This is a genomic window from Alcaligenes sp. SDU_A2 (assembly GCF_038237375.1).
Taxonomy (GTDB): domain Bacteria; phylum Pseudomonadota; class Gammaproteobacteria; order Burkholderiales; family Burkholderiaceae_B; genus Alcaligenes.
Window position 1 is genome coordinate 1,047,481 of the sequence record NZ_CP151273.1, and the last position, 15,556, is coordinate 1,063,036.

Here is a 15,556-nt window from a genome sequence, read left to right on the forward strand (position 1 = left end):
CCCAGCAGGAGTTCTATGACCGACACATCTTCCACCTCGAGCATGCCATCCATTCCCGGGGGCTGGTTCGGTGTCTCCACTGCGTTCAAGCGCGCGGTGGTGTCACAGTTCCAACCACGGATGTTGATGGCCCTGATCATGCCTTTTGCCATCATGTTGCTGGGGCTGATCTTGCTGACCTGGTTGCTTTGGACGCCCATGCAGAATTGGCTCTCGAGTCTGCTGGGCGATTGGGGGGCGTTTGCCAGCTTTGATCAGTGGTTGATCGGTCTGGGCTTGTTTTCCATTAAGCTGTATCTGGTGCCTTTGCTGGCCATCGGCATTCTTTTGCCCTTGGCCGGTGCGCTGGGGCTGGTGGTGGCGGCCGTGCTGGTCATGCCGCTGGTGCTCGGGCATTTGCAACAGAAAGATTATCCAGACGTACTCAAGCACGGCCATAATGCCACGGTATACAGCGTATGGAACAGTGTATGGGTAGGGGTGCTGTTCGTGGTCGGGTGGTTGGTGACGCTGCCTTTGTGGATTTTTCCGCCTTTTGCCCTGATCTTGCCGGTTCTGTGGTGGGTGTTCGCCCTGACCCGCATCCTGAAAGTCGATTCCCTGGTCGAACATGCCGATGTGCGCGAACGCCGCTGGCTGTGGTCGGGTCTGAACCGGCAGTACTGGCTGATCGGTCTGGTCTTTGCGCTGCTGAACCTGCTGCCGCCCGCCTGGCTGATTTTGCCGGTGTTTTCGGCGCTGGTCTTTGCCCATTTTTCCCTGGAGAACCTGCGGCGTTTGCGTCGTCAGGCTATATCAACCGCTTCGCATCCTGTCATTCACCATGAGTCATAAAGGCCAACAGAAAATCCGTCTGATCATCATTGGCGACGAAATCCTGTCCGGACGCCGTCAGGACAAGCATTTTGCCAAGCTGGTCGAGCTTTTGTCGCAACGAGGGCTGCAACTGGGCGGCGCGCAGATCGTCTCGGACGATCAGGACGACGTTGCTGCTGTGCTCGAGCGCAGTTTTGCCACGCCTGATATTGTTTTTTGTTGCGGAGGCATCGGCGCCACGCCGGATGACCAGACGCGCCAGGCGGCCGCCCGTGCGCTGGGGGTCGAGTTGCGGCTGCACCCGGAGGCCGCGCAGTTGATCGCCGAGCGTTGCGCGGACAATGCGCGTAACGGGCAGGGCAGCGCCGATATGTCGGTGCCGGAAAACCAGCAACGTCTGCAGATGGGTATGTTTCCGGTGGGCGCGGATATCGTGCCCAATCCGTTCAATAAAATTCCGGGTTTTTTCATCAATAACCACACCTTCATGCCAGGCTTTCCGGTCATGGCCTGGCCCATGATGGAGTGGACGCTGGATACACGCTATCAATCTTTGCATCACCAGGTGCGTCGTGTGGAGCATTCGTTTCTGGCGTTCAATCTGCCCGAGTCGCGCATTACGCCGGCGATGGAACGTCTGGAGCAGGTCTGGCCTGGGATTAAAGCCTTCAGCCTGCCTAGTGTGGGCGAATCGGGAGGCCAGCCTTATATAGATCTGGGTGTCAAAGGCGACCCCGACCAGGCTGTGCAGGCACTGGACTACCTGCGGCAGCAGGTTCTGGATCTAGGCGGCAGCCTGACGCCCGTGCAAAAATAGGGCTTGCCAAGTCGGGCGCCATTCCATAATATGGGATTTGTTGCGCTGCATCAAAGATCCTATCAACAATGACAACAAGTTCTTCTACGACCTCAAGCGCCTCTACGGCCAGTGGCAGCCAGATGTCCATCCAGGTACTGGAGCGCGCCATGATTCTTCTTGACGAGCTGGCCAAGCAGTCCGAGCCCGTTGCGCTGAAGAATCTGGCGGCGGCCACCGGGCTGCATACGTCCACCACCCATCGCATCTTGAATGATCTGGTCATTGGGCGCTATGTGGAGCGTGTGGACAGCGGCCTGTACCGTCTGGGCATGCGTTTGCTGGAATTGGGCTCGCTGGTCAAGGGGCGCTTGAATGTGCGCGCCGCCTCGATAGAACCCATGCGCGAACTGCACAAGCTGACTGGGCAAACCGTCAATCTGTCTTTGCAGCAGGGCGATGAAATCGTGTATGTGGAGCGTTCCTGGAGCGAAAGCTCTGGCATGCAGGTGGTGCGCGCCATCGGTGGCCATGCACCCTTGCACCTGACCTCGACCGGCAAGCTGTTTCTGGCTTCCTGGGAACCGCGTCAGGTCCGTGCCTATGTAATGCGTACCGGCCTGGCCGGCGCGACCCGCAACAGCCTGACCCAGCTCGATGCCCTGGAGCGCGAACTGTCGCAGGTGCGCCGTCTGGGTTATGCGCGCGACAACGAAGAGCTGGAAATGGGGGTGCGCTGCATTGCCGCCGGTGTGTATGACGATACAGGCAAGCTGCTGGCCGGTTTGTCCTTGTCGGCGCCGGCCGAGCGTATGCACGATGAGTGGATTCCAATTTTGCTGTCCACGGCGTCCAAGATATCCCAGACGCTCGGTTATGTGGGTGCCGCCTAAGTATCTGTTCTATTGTCTTTTTTTTGTCATATCGCTCTTTTATACTGGTGCGAATGTAGCGATATGCGCATAATAATGCTGCGTCGCAGCAATATGCATTGACATTCCTCGGTTTTGGACTTACATTGAAATTGTTGCGGTGCAACATGGAAGGTTTGCCTTAGGTAGCAGTGAATGGGTCGGGCCTTCTTAGACCAAAGTCTGCTAGTTCCTGTCTCCAAACTTTGCGCCAGCCCGATCCGGGTAGCGCACCCTCAAGGAAAACATCATGAGTGCAATTCCACAAAACGTACTGGAAACCCAGAAATCCACCCTGGACAACCTGTTCGCTATTCAAGGCCAACTGTTTCAAGGCTTTGAAAAACTGGTCGATCTGAACCTGAGCGTGCTGCGCTCGTCTTTGGAAGACGCCGCTAACAAGTCCCAGCAGGTCATCAATGTCAAAGATGTGCAGGATGTGGTTGCCCTGACGCAAAGCGTGGTTCAGCCAAACGCCGAAAAAGCCCTGCAGTACGGCAAAAGCGTGTACGACATTTTCTCTGGCGTGCAACTGAACCTGTCCCGTATTGCCGAATCCCAGATCGCTCAGGGCCAGCAGCACGTGACCGAAACCATCGACCAACTGGCCAAGAACGCGCCTACCGGTACTGAAAGCGCCGTGGCTTTGCTCAAGACCTCGTTTGCTACGGCATCCAATGCGGCTGAAACCGTGGTCAAGGCGGCCCGTCAGGCCGCAGACGCAGCCGACAGCAATATCCAGGCTGCGACCAATGCCAGCCTGAAAGCCGCTGCGCAAGTCAGCGAAGCCAGCAGCAAGACGGTGGAAGCCGCTGCTCCGGCTGCTTCGGGTAACCGTCGTGGTGCCAATGCCGGCTAAGCGCTGATTCCGGTCTGGTATCGGAATCAAATAAAAAACCCCGCCATTGCGGACTGCCCCCCGAAAGTTGGACATTGATCCAAGCTTTGGGGGGCATTTCAATTCGAGAGCGGGTTTTGGTTTTGGGACGCCTGGCTGGCGCTTAATTGACGCGAACCGGGCGTGTCGGACACGCAGGCAGCATTACAAGGCGCGCACGCATTCCGAAATAAGCGCCGGGCCTTTGTAGATCAAACCCGTATAAAGTTGCACAGCTTGGGCACCGGCCTGGATTTTTTCTCGTGCCTGGCGACCTGACTCGATTCCGCCCACGCCGATAATCGGGAAGTCCGGTCCCAGGCGTTCGCGCAGCCGGGAAATAACCTTGAGCGAAAGTTCGTGCACCGGTGGTCCAGACAGACCGCCTTGTTCCTGCGCATGCGGCTGACCTTGAACGGCGTCGCGCGACAAGGTGGTGTTGGTGGCGATAATGCCATCCAGTCCTTGCCCCGGCACGGTGTCGGCCACCGCATCGATCTGATCCAGATCCAGGTCGGGTGCGATCTTGACCACGATGGGCACATAGCGTCCGTGCTCGTCAGCCAGCTGAGTGCGTAATTGTTGCAGCGCGCCCAGCAGTCGCACGAGCTCGTCTTGTCCTTGCAGCGCACGCAGGTTCTGGGTGTTGGGCGAGGAAATATTGACCGTAATGTAGTCGGCGTGCGGGTAGACGGCACGTAGACAGATCAGGTAGTCGTCCTGAGCCTGCTCGATGGGGGTGGCGGCATTCTTGCCGATGTTCAGTCCCAGAATGCCACCTTGGGCACGAAATTGGCTGCGACGCACGTTCTGCACGAAGGCATCCAGCCCGTCGTTGTTGAACCCGAAACGGTTGATCAGCGCATGCGACTGGGGCAGCCGGAACAGGCGTGGTTTGGGATTGCCCGATTGCGCCTTGGGGGTGACGGTGCCGACTTCCACAAAGCCAAAGCCTAGAGCGCCAAGCGCGTCGATATGAGCCCCATTTTTGTCCAACCCAGCAGCCAGGCCGACAGGATTGCGCAGCGTCAGCCCCATCAGATTGACGGGCTTGGCGGGCAAGTCTTTCAGAAGGGAGCCCAGAATGGGGGCAGTATGGGCGCAGTGCAGAGATTTAAGCGTCAGCTCGTGGGCGTGTTCGGCGTCCAGGCTGAACAGAACCTTGCGCGCCAGAGGATAAAGACTGAATAGGGCAGACATGCAGGCAGCTAAGAAGAGGTTAATCCGGCCATTCCCAACGGCCCTGTGTAAGCAGCTGGTACGGGCGAAAGCGGGTTTTGTAGGCCATTTTACGGCTTTCTTCGATCCAGTACCCTAAATACAGCCAGGGAAGGGATTGCTGACGGCAATATTCCAGTTGCCAGAGCACGGCATAGGTGCCCAGGCTGCCGGCATCGTCCGGGTCGAAGAAGGTGTAGACCGCAGACAGACCGTCCTGCAACAGGTCGATGACCGAGACGATCTTCAGGGTACCGTCGGGCTCGCGAAACTCCACCAGGCGCGAGGTGACATGGCTGGCCAGCAGAAATTGCGCGTACTGAGCCTGATTGTCTTCGTCCATGCCGGCACCGGGATGGCGGCGGGATTGATAGCGGCGGTACAGCTCGTAGTGGTCGCTGCTCCAGTGCAGCGGCATGACCTTGGCCTGCAGGTGGGCATGCCGTTTGCGGGTCTTGCGCTGACTGCGATCCGGCAGAAAGTGAAATGCGTCGCAGCGCAGCGGCATACAGGCCTGGCAGCGGTCACAGTGTGGCCGGTAGGTAAAGGTGCCGCTGCGCCGAAAGCCTTGCTGGACCAGTCGGGAATAGACCTTGTCGTTGATCAGGTGCGAAGGCGCAGCGACCAGGGAACGCGCCTGGTGATCGGGCAGATAGCTGCAGGCGTAACTGGCCGTAGAATAAAACTGCAGCGTTTGGGGGCTGGGGGCTTTAGGGTGGCTCATGCGGTTCTACCAAGCGTGACACGGCCATTATGGGACGCCCGCGCCGTGGCGGCAAGCCGGCTATTCCCGCAGTCGCAAGGTGCCGCTGGGCCAGCGCGGCGCGGCGGCTGGCAGCGCCTGCTCCAGGGCGAGTAGAAAGTCTGCGCGCGCAATAGGGCGCGCGCCCAAGCTGGCCAGATGCTGCGTTTCTTGTTGGCAGTCGATGTGCTGTATGCCGGCTTCCTGCAGGAAATCCACCAGATGGGCCAGGGCGATCTTGCTGGCGTCCGTGCGCAGGGCAAACATGGATTCGCCAAAGAAAAATCGACCCAGATTGACGCCATATAGCCCGCCGGCCAGTTGGCCGTCTATCCAGGTCTCGATGCTGTGGGCATGGCCAGCGCGGTGTAAGTCGCCGTAGACACGCTGTATGTCCGGGCTGATCCATGTGCCGGCGTGGGCGCGCAAGGCGGCGCAGTGCGCGATCACCTGGTCGAAGGCCAGATCGCAGGTGACACGGATAGGCGGATCGGTGTCGTGCTGGCGGCGCTGTAACTGGCGCAGCTTCTTAGCCAGAGAATGCGAAACACGGAATTGATCGACTTTGAGCACCATGCGTGGATCGGGACACCACCACAGCACCGGGTCGCCGGGGCTGTACCAGGGGAACATGCCCTGGCTGTAGGCCTCCAGCAGGCGTGGCACGCTCAAGTCCAGACCGGCAGCCACCAGGCCTTCAGGGGTGGCTTGCCCAGGGCTGGGCAGAGGCTGGTCGGGCGCGACCCAGACAAGCGTCATGTTCAGGTGTGTTCGCGCTGCGCGATATCGAACTCGTGTATCTGGAAGCGCCCGGCACGGCGGTCTTGCACATAGCGCTGCAAGGTGGTCGTGACGGTACGGAACGCGAGTTCGTCCCAGGGGATCTCATCCAGGTGGAAAAAACGCGCTTCCAGTGTTTCGGGGCCGGGGTCCAGGTGTTCGCTGGTGACGTTGGCCAGAAAGTACACATGCACCTGTTCGGCGTAAGGCACGCTGATGACGGAGAACAAGGGACCAGGCTCGACTTGCGCGCCGGCTTCTTCGGCCATTTCGCGCAAGGCACCTTGTTCCAGCGTTTCACCCAGCTCCATGAAGCCTGCGGGCAGCGTCCATGTGTTGTAGCGCGGTTCGATGGCGCGCCGGCACAGCAGCACATGATCTTCGCCCCACATGGGAACGATGCCGACGACATTGCGCGGGTTCTGATAGTGAACGGCACCACATTTTTCGCAGACATCGCGCATGCGATTGTCGTCCGGCGGAATCAGGCGGCTCAGTTTGGAGCCGCATTGGCTGCAAAAGTGCTGGGCGCGTGGCGCGGGAAAATAAAAAGAAGCAGATGGCTGGGTCATGCAGACATTGTGGTGGGCGGTTCAAATAGGATCGGTCTCTGGCAATGCAATATACGCCAATTCACGTTCGGGCGACACGGCCAAGGACCAGACGGTCAGGGGGCGTGCTGCGGGATAGGCCGGTGTGCTCCAACTGCTACTGTAATGTGGCAATGCCAGATCCAGGGTTTCCAGCCCATGCCCGTTGTCTTGGCGCAATTGTTCTGCCAGCAACGGCAAGTCGCGTCCGGCCAGCAGGGCGGGGCCGCGCGGCGTGCGCAGATATAACATGCCCTGGGCGCTGACATACCAATGCAGAACATCGCTGACTTTTTGCCCTGTATGGTCGCAAAGACGACCGTCCGAGGCCAGATGCAGGATCAATGGAGCCCCATCCAGACGCACAAAGACTTGCTGCGGGCCATTCTGAATGTACCAGCGACCTTGGGTATCGGCTTGATAGTTACGGCTTAGAAAAGCGGTCAGGCCGGCGTGCAAAATGGGTTCGCCCGCTTGATCGGGATGCAGCAGCGCATCGCCGTCTGCATGGTAACGCCAGCGGCCAGACAGATCCAGGGACAGATAGCCGCTGACCGCAGGCACATCGGGCCATCTTTGCATGGCGCGAACAACGACATCATCCATGCGTGTCAATGGGCTTGATTGCCGCGCTTGGGGGATCGTATGCGACGTGGACTATAGGCCAGTTCCGGCATGGTTTCCAATGCCCAGTTGCGACAGAGCGCCCGTACCCACTCGGGCTGTGTTTTGGCGGCATCGCAGAGCCAGTTGGCGACAGAGTCCTGCACATAGGTGGAGTGATCGTGACGCAAAGCGTGCAGGATAGGCAAAGCGGCTGCTGGGTTTTCTTTGAAGTGGGCAATATGTTTGCAGCGCAATCCGCGTGGCCGCAAGATTTCGCAGCTAAAGCGGCGCAGCCGTTCGGATGGGGACTGGCTCCAGTCCAGCAACAGCTCGACAGCCTGGGCAGGGGCTTGAATGACATGCGGACGCAGTGCCAACCAAGACCATTCGCGCACGCTAAGGTGTTCGTCGTTGGCCAGCGGGGTCATGCGTTCTAGTCGTTCGCTCAGCGATAAGGCCGGCAGCTCGGCGATGATAAAACAAGCCCAGCCGCGCACGGTGTCTGACAGGTGGGACTGAAGACGGGCAATGACATCGTGCCCGTATTGCGCCAGCAGCAGACGAGCCATGTGTTGCATCCGCCGAACAATGCCCAGTTCTTGAGCCTGCAGGGCGGCCTGCAAGGAGTCGGTGGACAGATCCAACAAGGTGTGCTGAGCGAGCATGGCATGATCGATTGCCAATACCTCGGCCAGCGTGCTGCTGGATCTGTGTCCTGCGTTAAGGGTATGAAGCAGGCACGGCGAGAGATTTTTCAGCCGTGCTGTTTCTTGGCGCGCTGATGTGTAGGTCATGGATGTACGGTTTGTCAGTTTTGTCGTCAAGGACGCTGCCTTGCAGGGCCTCGGACAGCAGGCCGGACAAACGGTAGCGCAGCTCTTCGGGTAAATAGGTGAAAAAACTGGAAAGCCATTCCGTATAGTAAGGGAGTAAATGATCGCACAATTCTTGACCGGCCTGCGTCAATTTGACGGTAAGCACACGGCGGTCGGAGGAATTGTTCTTGCGGATCAGCAATTGTTGCTGTTCCAGGCCGTCGAGCAGGCCCGTAATGGTGGCCCGCGTGACGCCGGCTTGTTCGGCCAACAGGGCGGGGCTTAGGCCCGCCGGATGCTGGCTGAGCAGAAACAGCAGAGTCAGACGCCCTTCGGACAGGTTGAACTCGTTGAGCAAGGCGCTGGAGGCGCGATTGATGCTGGAGGCCAGAGACAAGACACGCAGGCAAAGTTCCACATCCTGAACTTTGGGGTGAGCCTGGCGTTGAGTTTCCGTCAGGATGGTTTGGTATTTCAGTTCAAGTAAATTCATGGTGCCGGGCCATTACAGGTGGTCGCAGAGGAATCAGTAAACGCTTGGGAAAACATAAATAAAAACAAAACGAAATCGTTTGTTTTTATTTAATCCTGCGTTGCTGCTGGAAGTGTGGAGGCTAGGTCTTGTTTTTGAATTTCGTTTTTTCTGATTTAAACATCTTTTATTGATCTTGAGTTTTCATTTAATCAAATAAGCCTTGTTTTTTTGAACTTTATTTTCCCTGGTTCCTATTCCACAGGGTAGCGGCGGGGGACGGTGTGGACGGGCGTACAAAAGATAGCGGGGCGCTGGCTTGCGGCGCTGCGCTGGAGCATTGTGTGTGCTTGATGTTTTTAGCAGCCCGACAGCTAAGGAAGCGTTTATATGAAGTATCAAATGATGCAATCATGCAACGCGATGTATGTGGCGGGCGCACAGGAATACGTACACTCCGGGCCGTGCCAAGGCGCATGAATGGTGCATGAGGCCGACATCGCTAAGCTGTGGCGGCGTTTGTTTGCCAAGGGGCGCACAAGAAAAATAATGAAGGCGCTGGCAGTCCTGCGCATGGCGTTTACAATGCTTGTAGCGCTTTCCTCGTTCGCCCATGCCTGTCATGCAAGGCAGTTGGAACATTCATACCGCCCAGCCGATCGCAAAGTGGCCCGTTTTTGACGGGCCTTTGCTTTCAGAAAACGGATATCAATACTTTCCAAAGGTTTTGTGCGGTATTTGCCGGAATATGCCTCTTAGCCCCTGCCACGTTCGGGAGAAATGGCGGGGGTTTGGCTCGTTTGAGCGATTGAGTCAGGTATGAAGCGTATCAGAAAAACTTTGCTATCGTTATTAAGGAAACGAAGGAATTATGAGTCAGTTCCGTATCGAACATGATTTACTGGGTGACCGCGAAGTCCCCGACGAAGTCTATTATGGTGTTCACACCTTGCGCGCCAAGGAGAACTTCCACATTACCGGTACGCCGATTTCTACCTACCCGGAACTGATTAAAGCCCTGGCCATGGTCAAACAGGCTGCTGCCCAGGCTAATTTCAAACTGGGCCTGCTCAGCGAAGAAAAGCACAATGCCATCGTGACGGCTTGTCAGGCGGTTAGTGACGGCGCTTTGCATGAGCATTTCGTGGTGGATATGATCCAGGGGGGCGCAGGCACGTCCACCAATATGAATGCCAACGAGGTGATTTGTAATCTGGCCTTGGAAAGCATGGGTCACAAACGCGGCCAGTATCAGTATTTGCATCCGAATGAAGATGTGAACATGGCGCAAAGTACCAACGACGTCTATCCCACGGCGTTGCACCTGGCGGCCTACTGTTCGCTGGAACCTTTGTTTGCCGCCATGGAGCGTTTGCGCGATGCGTTCTTGGTCAAGTCCGAGGAGTTTTCTTCGTACATGAAGATTGGCCGCACTCAGTTGCAAGATGCCGTGCCGATGACCCTGGGTCAGGAGTTCAAGGCGTTTGCCACGATGGTGAACGAAGATATCGTGCGTCTGAAAGAGTCCCGCAAGCTGATGTGCGACGTTAATCTGGGCGGCACAGCGATCGGCACTGGCATCACGGCGCATCCGGACTACGCCGCACTGGCGGTGTCCTATCTGTCGGATATTTCCGGCGTGCAGTTGCGCGTGTCCGGGGACTTGATCGAAGCGACCCAGGATTGCGGCGGTTTTCTGCATCTGTCGGGCGTGCTCAAGCGGGCCGCTGTCAAGCTGTCCAAGCTGTGCAATGATCTGCGCCTGCTCTCTAGCGGTCCGCGCGCCGGCATGGGCGAGATCTATCTGCCCGCTGTGCAGGCCGGTTCATCCATCATGCCCGGCAAGGTCAACCCAGTGATTCCCGAAGTGGTCAACCAGGTGGCGTTCGAGGTGATCGGTGCCGATATGACGGTGACCATGGCTGCCGAGGCTGGCCAGTTGCAGCTCAATGCTTTCGAGCCGGTGATTGCACACTCCTTGTTCCGTAGCATGTCCCTGTTGACCAATGCCTGCGACACGCTGACCCAGTTCTGCGTGGTCGGTATCACCGCCAACCGCGAATGCTTGGAGATGAATATCGAGCGTTCGATTTCTTTGGTGACGGCGTTGAATCCGTTCATTGGCTACAAAGCAGCGACGTCGGTTGCCGCCGAAGCGTTTCAGACGGGCACCAATATCCGCGATGTGGTGCTCAAGCGCGGTTTGATGGATGCCGATGAACTGAACGAGGCGCTGCGCGCCGAACTGCTGATCCAGCCGCGAGACCTGCGCGCTGCCGATCCAGCCTAAAACAGGCCCTGACGCGGACGAGTCTGAAACTTATTCGTGTCGGCCTGAAAATGCCTTCCTGATGGAAGGCTTTTTTTTTGCCTGATCGTTTTAGGTCGACATGGCGTTTCTTTTGGGATTAGGGATGTCTGTCGGTATTTTGGTAGCAGAGCCGATTCTCTGGCCCGCCCACCGCGACGTTCTCGCTAGGGTAATGCTCTATGGTGAGGCGGTCTGGCAGACCGTCATAATGTACCTTGGCATAACGTGCGCATTTCGCGTCGTGGCCATCTGGAGCAATGCCCATGAGAGTGTTGGGGTTTCAAGTTTTGTTTGGCGATCATCTGGCGCGCAGTGTGCGGGGAGTCTCCTGCGCGCCCCCCGAAAAAGCCTGATTCGGTTTTATCTGCTTTTTCATTTGCCAAATTTGCTGGAGTCTCACATGAGCGATCTTTTCGACAACCCTATGGGCCTGATGGGCTTTGAGTTTATTGAATTTGCCTCCCCTACGCCCGGAATCCTTGAACCCGTCTTTGCCATGATGGGATTTAGCAAGGTTGCGGTACACCGCTCCAAGAAAGTCTCGCTGTACCGTCAGGGCGAGATCAATCTGATCCTGAACGAAGAGCCCAAGAGCCATGCCGCCTATTTTGCCGCCGAACATGGCCCTTCGGCCTGCGGCATGGCGTTTCGCGTGCGCGATGCCCATACCGCTTATGAGCGTGCTCTGGAGCTGGGCGCGCAGCCTGTGGAGGTGCCTACCGGCCCGATGGAGTTGCGCCTGCCGGCCATTAAAGGCATAGGCGGCGCGCCCTTGTACCTGATCGACCGGTACGGCGAAGGCAGTTCCATTTATGACATCGATTTTGTCTATCTGGATGGTGTAGACAGGCATCCGCAAGGGGCGGGGCTTAAACTGATTGATCACCTGACGCACAATGTCTATCGCGGCCGCATGGCGTACTGGGCGCAGTTCTACGAGCGCTTGTTTAATTTCCGCGAGATCCGCTATTTTGACATCAAGGGCGAATATACCGGCCTGACTTCCAAGGCCATGACAGCGCCCGACGGTAAAATCCGCATCCCGTTGAACGAAGAGTCCTCGAAAGGCGCGGGCCAGATCGAGGAGTTCCTGATGCAATTCAATGGCGAGGGCATTCAGCACGTGGCCTTCCTGACCGATGATTTGCTGGGCACCTGGGACAAGCTCAAGAAGCTGGGCATGCGCTTCATGACGGCCCCGCCCGAAACGTATTACGAAATGCTGGAAGGACGTTTGCCCGGCCATGGCGAACCGGTGTCCGAACTGCAAAGTCGGGGCATTTTGCTCGACGGTACGTCCGAAGGCGGACAGCGTCGCCTGTTGTTGCAGATTTTCTCGGAAACCCTGATGGGGCCGGTGTTTTTCGAATTTATCCAGCGCAAGGGCGACGACGGCTTTGGCGAAGGTAATTTCAAGGCTCTGTTCGAGTCCATCGAGCGCGATCAATTGCGTCGGGGCGTGCTCAAGGCTGATTGATATTGCCGTGGCTTGCTAAGCCGCCGATAAGGTTTTTATGAATGATCCCCCGCCATCTGATTTCAGCTTGCGGGGGATTTTTTATTTAGCGTGCCGGTGGTTGCAGGATGCGGTACAGATCCAGCATCAGGTCGGACTGGGTAATCATGCCCACCAGGCGCTGCTGCTCGTCCACAATGGGCATGTGGCGGTGGCGACCTTGGCTAAATAGCGGGATCAAGTCGGCGACCGACATATTTTGGTTAGCCGTGGCAACCGGCGTGGTCATGATCTGGGCCACGGTGGGGGCAGGGGTGCGGCGCGGTGTCAGAAAATGGCGCAAGCGCTGGCGTAACGTATCGGGCTTGTCCAGACCGGCACTGCGCAGAAAATCGGAAAGAGTCAGAATGCCGATGACTTGTTTGCCCGGGTCCAGTACCGGCAAGGCTTTGATATTGCGTTCACGCATCAGATCCCAGGCCTGTTGCAAGGGCATGTCGGCACGCGTGGCGACGGGTTCGGTGTTCATCAGTGTGGCGCAGCGCCGCGTGTCCAGGTTGCGGCGAAAGGCCGACTGGTGCACGAAGCTGACCAGTTTTTTCAGATCGTCGTGGCTGATGTTCAAGGTTTGGTTGTAATGGCTCAGGGCCGCATCGTAGTCCTGGTCGATAAAGCGTGCGGACGAGGGCGTGGATGGCACGTGGCTGCTGTGGGCAGGTGGGTAGCGCACGCCGGTCAGGCGGTTGTAGAGCACGCCCAGAAGGACCAGCACGCAGGAGTCGAACAGCACCGGAAAGAGCGCGAAATCGTAGTCTTGTATGCCATTGAGGGCGGGAAAGACGGCCATGGCAATGCTGGGCGGGTGAACGCAGCGTAGCGCCAGCATCAGCAGCATGGCAGTGCAGACGGCGGTGGAGATGGCAGCGATGGGGTGCGGGAGCAGGACGGCGCAGCTGATGCCGGTGAGGGCCCCCACCATATTGCCGGCCAGGATGTTCCAGGGTTGGGCCAGGGGGCTGGTGGGCAGCAGAAAAACAAGCAGCGAACTGGCCGCCAAGGATGCCACCAGCCAGTGATGTGTTTGGGCGAAATCGGCAAAGTACAGGCTGAGCGAGGAGGTGACGAGGACCCCCAGCGTTGCGCCAGAGGTTGCGCGCAGCATTTCGCCACGAGAGATGGCCAACGATTTCGGACGCAGGCTGGACAGCCAGTGACGGAGTGATGCAGTCATGCCGGACAGGAAAAAGACGAAACCAGCCTGACATGATACTCCGGCGGGCGGGCATCAGGGCTTCGTTAGACGCCCAATCCCTGCGCTGACCAGTGGAGCCGGGTGCTGCGTGGCAATGGTTTGGGGCACGCCGTCCACGGTGATGGTGATGTGTTCGCGCTGTAGAGAGTCCAGGATGACGCCCGGGGCCAGCTCCTGCCCCTGGCGATAGGGGCGGACTGGCTGTTGATTGATGCTCAGCAGCGCAGCTCCGTTGCCGGCTCCGGTGATCATGCCGTGCAGGCGCAGTTCGGGTAAGGCAGTAGAACCGCCGAACCACAGGGCCAGTTGCTCCGTGCCGGCGCGCTCGGTCGGTGGGTCTTCCAGCACAGGGGGAATGGCCGTCACGGTCGGCAAGGATAGATTCAGCAGCAGCGCGGCCAGCGCCAGAATAATCCCAAGCTGACAAAAACGTACCCAGCGATATGACGGAAATATGGCGGAAATAATACCCATCTAGACTGTATCCATCGAAGTTCGGCAGACAGCCGCAGGCGCTTGTCTTGACCGACGCTATTTTGAGCGTGGCCCATGAAGCCCGTGTGACAAAGCCCGATGGCTTTCTATTTTTTCTCCATATAGTTCATGTTTGAAATTTACAAACGCGAAAAGCAAGCCGGCAGATTATCTCGGCATCCTGGTGACGCGCAGCCCCAGAAGGGTTTTTCGCTGATTGAGGTGATGGTGGTCGTGGTCATTATGGGCATCATGGCCGCGCTGGTGGTGCCTAGCCTGATGGACAGGCCGGATCAGGCGCGTGTCGTGGCGGCCCGTCAGGACATCGCCGCCTTGACGCAAGCCTTGAAGCTGTATCGGCTGGACAATGGCCGCTACCCATCGACCGCGCAAGGACTGGCCGCCCTGCATCAGCGTCCGTCCCAGCCCCCCGAGCCGCGCAACTGGCGCCCTTACATGGATCGTTTGCCCAGTGACCCCTGGGGGCAGCCATATCAGTACCTGCAACCGGGTGTGCGCGGCGAGATCGATGTGTTTTCGTTGGGGGCTGATGCGCAGGCGGGCGGTGACGGCACCGATGCCGATATAGGCAATTGGGACTGAGGCCGTGCCGCAACGGGGATTCTCCCTGATAGAAACCTTGGTGGTGCTGTTGATCGTGGGCATTGTCAGTACGGCGGGGCTGAGTGTGCTGGTGACCGATCGGGGCTCGGGCCTGCATGCCGATGCCCGGCAACTGGCCGCGCGTCTGGCGCAGGCCCAGGCCTATGTGCGCCAGAGCGGCCATGCGGTGTCTTTGGTGGCGGATGTCCAGGGATACCGTTTTCAGCTGCAGACCGCGGCGGCCTTGGCACCGGGTGCCCAGGATGCGGCTGTGCGTGATCGGGAACGCTTTGCCGCTTTGTTTCCCGAGCGCCGCTGGAGCGAGGCGCTGCGACAGGTGCGCATGGAGCCGTCCGGGCCGTGGTTGTTGGTCAACGAGTGGCTGGCCGCGCCACGCCAGGTGCAGCTTGATGATGGTTTGCAGGTATTGCGTGTGGGCAGCGATGTAACGGGCCGTTTTTCGGTAGAGCCATGAATGAGCGCGGCATGACGCTGGTGGAGGTGCTGATTGCACTGGCCATTGTTTCGGTGGCGCTGACAGCGGGCCTGCGGGCGCTGGGCTTGAGCGCATCCGGCAGTCTGGCCATGCAGCAGCGCAGCGCCGCTTTGCTGGCGGTGGACGCCGTGCTGGCCGAAATGCGCTTGCGCCGCCTGTTTCCCGAACCCGGCCAGACCACCGTGCCTTGTCAGCAGGGGGCGCTGGCTTTGCAGTGCCGTCAACAGGTGCAGTCGACGGCCAATCGTCATTTCCGGCAGGTGACGGTGCAGGCTTTCTTGCCTGACGGGCCGGTATTGGCCGAGCTGCATGCCACTCTGGCTTCCTTACCATGAAGGCCG

General features: G+C 58.4%; 18 protein-coding genes. 9 read left to right on the forward strand and 9 right to left on the reverse strand.

All coding sequences use genetic code 11. The features are described from left to right. Positions 1–15: 15 nt before the first annotated feature. The 4 genes from AADW57_RS04850 to AADW57_RS04865 all read left to right on the forward strand — a co-directional run bounded on the left by AADW57_RS04850 (position 16) and on the right by AADW57_RS04865 (position 3,382). Positions 16–834 (forward strand): EI24 domain-containing protein, encoded by an 819-nt coding sequence (locus AADW57_RS04850; RefSeq protein WP_341668922.1) that lies wholly within the window; start codon positions 16–18, stop codon positions 832–834. After that, positions 824–1,633: a competence/damage-inducible protein A gene (locus AADW57_RS04855; protein WP_341668923.1), complete on the forward strand. Its 810-nt coding sequence runs from the start codon at positions 824–826 to the stop codon at positions 1,631–1,633. The genes AADW57_RS04850 and AADW57_RS04855 overlap by 11 nt, the downstream gene beginning before the upstream one ends. Positions 1,634–1,701: 68 nt before the next feature. Beyond that, positions 1,702–2,505: an IclR family transcriptional regulator gene (locus AADW57_RS04860; RefSeq protein ID WP_341668924.1), complete on the forward strand. Its 804-nt coding sequence runs from the start codon at positions 1,702–1,704 to the stop codon at positions 2,503–2,505. 268 nt (positions 2,506–2,773) lie between these two features. Further along, on the forward strand, positions 2,774–3,382 hold the full coding sequence (locus tag AADW57_RS04865; protein ID WP_341668925.1) for a phasin family protein: 609 nt from the start codon (positions 2,774–2,776) through the stop codon (positions 3,380–3,382). A 183-nt stretch (positions 3,383–3,565) separates the two neighbouring features. Here the strand turns inward: AADW57_RS04865 and AADW57_RS04870 are convergent, their stop codons facing one another. From AADW57_RS04870 to AADW57_RS04900, 7 genes are read right to left on the reverse strand one after another with little or no spacing between them, the layout of a single operon-like run. Then, positions 3,566–4,600, reverse strand: coding sequence for a quinone-dependent dihydroorotate dehydrogenase (locus tag AADW57_RS04870; protein WP_341668927.1), 1,035 nt, complete (start codon positions 4,598–4,600; stop codon positions 3,566–3,568). 19 nt (positions 4,601–4,619) lie between these two features. After that, positions 4,620–5,342, reverse strand: coding sequence for an arginyltransferase (locus AADW57_RS04875; RefSeq protein WP_341668928.1), 723 nt, complete (start codon positions 5,340–5,342; stop codon positions 4,620–4,622). A gap of 60 nt (positions 5,343–5,402) precedes the next feature. Continuing rightward, the gene (aat, locus tag AADW57_RS04880; protein WP_341668930.1) at positions 5,403–6,119 is read right to left on the reverse strand and encodes a leucyl/phenylalanyl-tRNA--protein transferase; all 717 of its coding nucleotides are present in this window, start codon (positions 6,117–6,119) and stop codon (positions 5,403–5,405) included. Positions 6,120–6,121: 2 nt separating this feature from the next. After that, positions 6,122–6,712, reverse strand: coding sequence for an NUDIX hydrolase (locus AADW57_RS04885; RefSeq protein WP_341668931.1), 591 nt, complete (start codon positions 6,710–6,712; stop codon positions 6,122–6,124). A gap of 21 nt (positions 6,713–6,733) precedes the next feature. After that, entirely contained in the window at positions 6,734–7,336 is a 603-nt protein-coding gene (locus tag AADW57_RS04890) for a DUF2946 family protein (protein WP_341668932.1), read from the reverse strand. 5 nt (positions 7,337–7,341) lie between these two features. Next, positions 7,342–8,001 (reverse strand): DNA alkylation repair protein, encoded by a 660-nt coding sequence (locus AADW57_RS04895; RefSeq protein ID WP_341668933.1) that lies wholly within the window; start codon positions 7,999–8,001, stop codon positions 7,342–7,344. Between the two features lie 55 nt (positions 8,002–8,056). Beyond that, positions 8,057–8,644, reverse strand: a complete 588-nt coding sequence (locus tag AADW57_RS04900; protein ID WP_341668934.1) for a MarR family winged helix-turn-helix transcriptional regulator — start codon at positions 8,642–8,644, stop codon at positions 8,057–8,059. Positions 8,645–9,494: 850 nt separating this feature from the next. Here AADW57_RS04900 and AADW57_RS04905 point away from each other — a divergent pair. Then, on the forward strand, positions 9,495–10,913 hold the full coding sequence (locus AADW57_RS04905; protein ID WP_341668935.1) for an aspartate ammonia-lyase: 1,419 nt from the start codon (positions 9,495–9,497) through the stop codon (positions 10,911–10,913). 421 nt (positions 10,914–11,334) lie between these two features. After that, positions 11,335–12,411: a 4-hydroxyphenylpyruvate dioxygenase gene (gene hppD, locus AADW57_RS04910; protein WP_341668936.1), complete on the forward strand. Its 1,077-nt coding sequence runs from the start codon at positions 11,335–11,337 to the stop codon at positions 12,409–12,411. Between the two features lie 85 nt (positions 12,412–12,496). Here the strand turns inward: hppD and AADW57_RS04915 are convergent, their stop codons facing one another. Both AADW57_RS04915 and AADW57_RS04920 read right to left on the reverse strand, forming a co-directional pair. Beyond that, entirely contained in the window at positions 12,497–13,621 is a 1,125-nt protein-coding gene (locus AADW57_RS04915) for an HPP family protein (RefSeq protein ID WP_341668937.1), read from the reverse strand. A gap of 54 nt (positions 13,622–13,675) precedes the next feature. Beyond that, a complete protein-coding gene (locus tag AADW57_RS04920; RefSeq protein WP_341668938.1) occupies positions 13,676–14,116 on the reverse strand; it encodes a type II secretion system protein N in 441 nt (146 codons plus the stop codon). A gap of 129 nt (positions 14,117–14,245) precedes the next feature. Between AADW57_RS04920 and gspG the strand changes: the two genes are divergently transcribed. The 3 genes from gspG to gspI are packed head-to-tail and all read left to right on the forward strand — an operon-like array spanning position 14,246 to position 15,550. Then, entirely contained in the window at positions 14,246–14,719 is a 474-nt protein-coding gene (gene gspG / locus AADW57_RS04925) for a type II secretion system major pseudopilin GspG (RefSeq protein ID WP_341668939.1), read from the forward strand. A 4-nt stretch (positions 14,720–14,723) separates the two neighbouring features. After that, on the forward strand, positions 14,724–15,194 hold the full coding sequence (locus AADW57_RS04930) for a prepilin-type N-terminal cleavage/methylation domain-containing protein (protein WP_341668940.1): 471 nt from the start codon (positions 14,724–14,726) through the stop codon (positions 15,192–15,194). Beyond that, positions 15,191–15,550 carry a type II secretion system minor pseudopilin GspI gene (gene gspI / locus AADW57_RS04935; protein WP_341668941.1) on the forward strand — a complete coding sequence of 120 codons (360 nt, stop codon included), beginning with the start codon at positions 15,191–15,193 and terminating at the stop codon, positions 15,548–15,550. The genes AADW57_RS04930 and gspI overlap by 4 nt, the downstream gene beginning before the upstream one ends. The last annotated feature ends 6 nt before the right edge of the window (positions 15,551–15,556 follow it).

Bases quoted from the DNA above. Each gene is read 5' to 3' on its own strand.
- gspG (WP_341668939.1), top strand. From the start codon at position 14,246: ATGTTTGAAATTTACAAACGCGAAAAGCAAGCCGGCAGATTATCTCGG.
- AADW57_RS04885 (WP_341668931.1), bottom strand. From the start codon at position 6,712: ATGACCCAGCCATCTGCTTCTTTTTATTTTCCCGCGCCACGCGCCCAG.
- AADW57_RS04875 (WP_341668928.1), bottom strand. From the start codon at position 5,342: ATGAGCCACCCTAAAGCCCCCAGCCCCCAAACGCTGCAGTTTTATTCT.
- AADW57_RS04870 (WP_341668927.1), bottom strand. From the start codon at position 4,600: ATGTCTGCCCTATTCAGTCTTTATCCTCTGGCGCGCAAGGTTCTGTTC.
- AADW57_RS04915 (WP_341668937.1), bottom strand. From the start codon at position 13,621: ATGACTGCATCACTCCGTCACTGGCTGTCCAGCCTGCGTCCGAAATCG.
- AADW57_RS04855 (WP_341668923.1), top strand. From the start codon at position 824: ATGAGTCATAAAGGCCAACAGAAAATCCGTCTGATCATCATTGGCGAC.
- hppD (WP_341668936.1), top strand. From the start codon at position 11,335: ATGAGCGATCTTTTCGACAACCCTATGGGCCTGATGGGCTTTGAGTTT.
- gspI (WP_341668941.1), top strand. From the start codon at position 15,191: ATGAATGAGCGCGGCATGACGCTGGTGGAGGTGCTGATTGCACTGGCC.
- AADW57_RS04900 (WP_341668934.1), bottom strand. From the start codon at position 8,644: ATGAATTTACTTGAACTGAAATACCAAACCATCCTGACGGAAACTCAA.
- AADW57_RS04905 (WP_341668935.1), top strand. From the start codon at position 9,495: ATGAGTCAGTTCCGTATCGAACATGATTTACTGGGTGACCGCGAAGTC.
- AADW57_RS04865 (WP_341668925.1), top strand. From the start codon at position 2,774: ATGAGTGCAATTCCACAAAACGTACTGGAAACCCAGAAATCCACCCTG.
- AADW57_RS04860 (WP_341668924.1), top strand. From the start codon at position 1,702: ATGACAACAAGTTCTTCTACGACCTCAAGCGCCTCTACGGCCAGTGGC.
- aat (WP_341668930.1), bottom strand. From the start codon at position 6,119: ATGACGCTTGTCTGGGTCGCGCCCGACCAGCCTCTGCCCAGCCCTGGG.
- AADW57_RS04920 (WP_341668938.1), bottom strand. From the start codon at position 14,116: ATGGGTATTATTTCCGCCATATTTCCGTCATATCGCTGGGTACGTTTT.
- AADW57_RS04890 (WP_341668932.1), bottom strand. From the start codon at position 7,336: ATGGATGATGTCGTTGTTCGCGCCATGCAAAGATGGCCCGATGTGCCT.
- AADW57_RS04895 (WP_341668933.1), bottom strand. From the start codon at position 8,001: ATGCTCGCTCAGCACACCTTGTTGGATCTGTCCACCGACTCCTTGCAG.
- AADW57_RS04850 (WP_341668922.1), top strand. From the start codon at position 16: ATGACCGACACATCTTCCACCTCGAGCATGCCATCCATTCCCGGGGGC.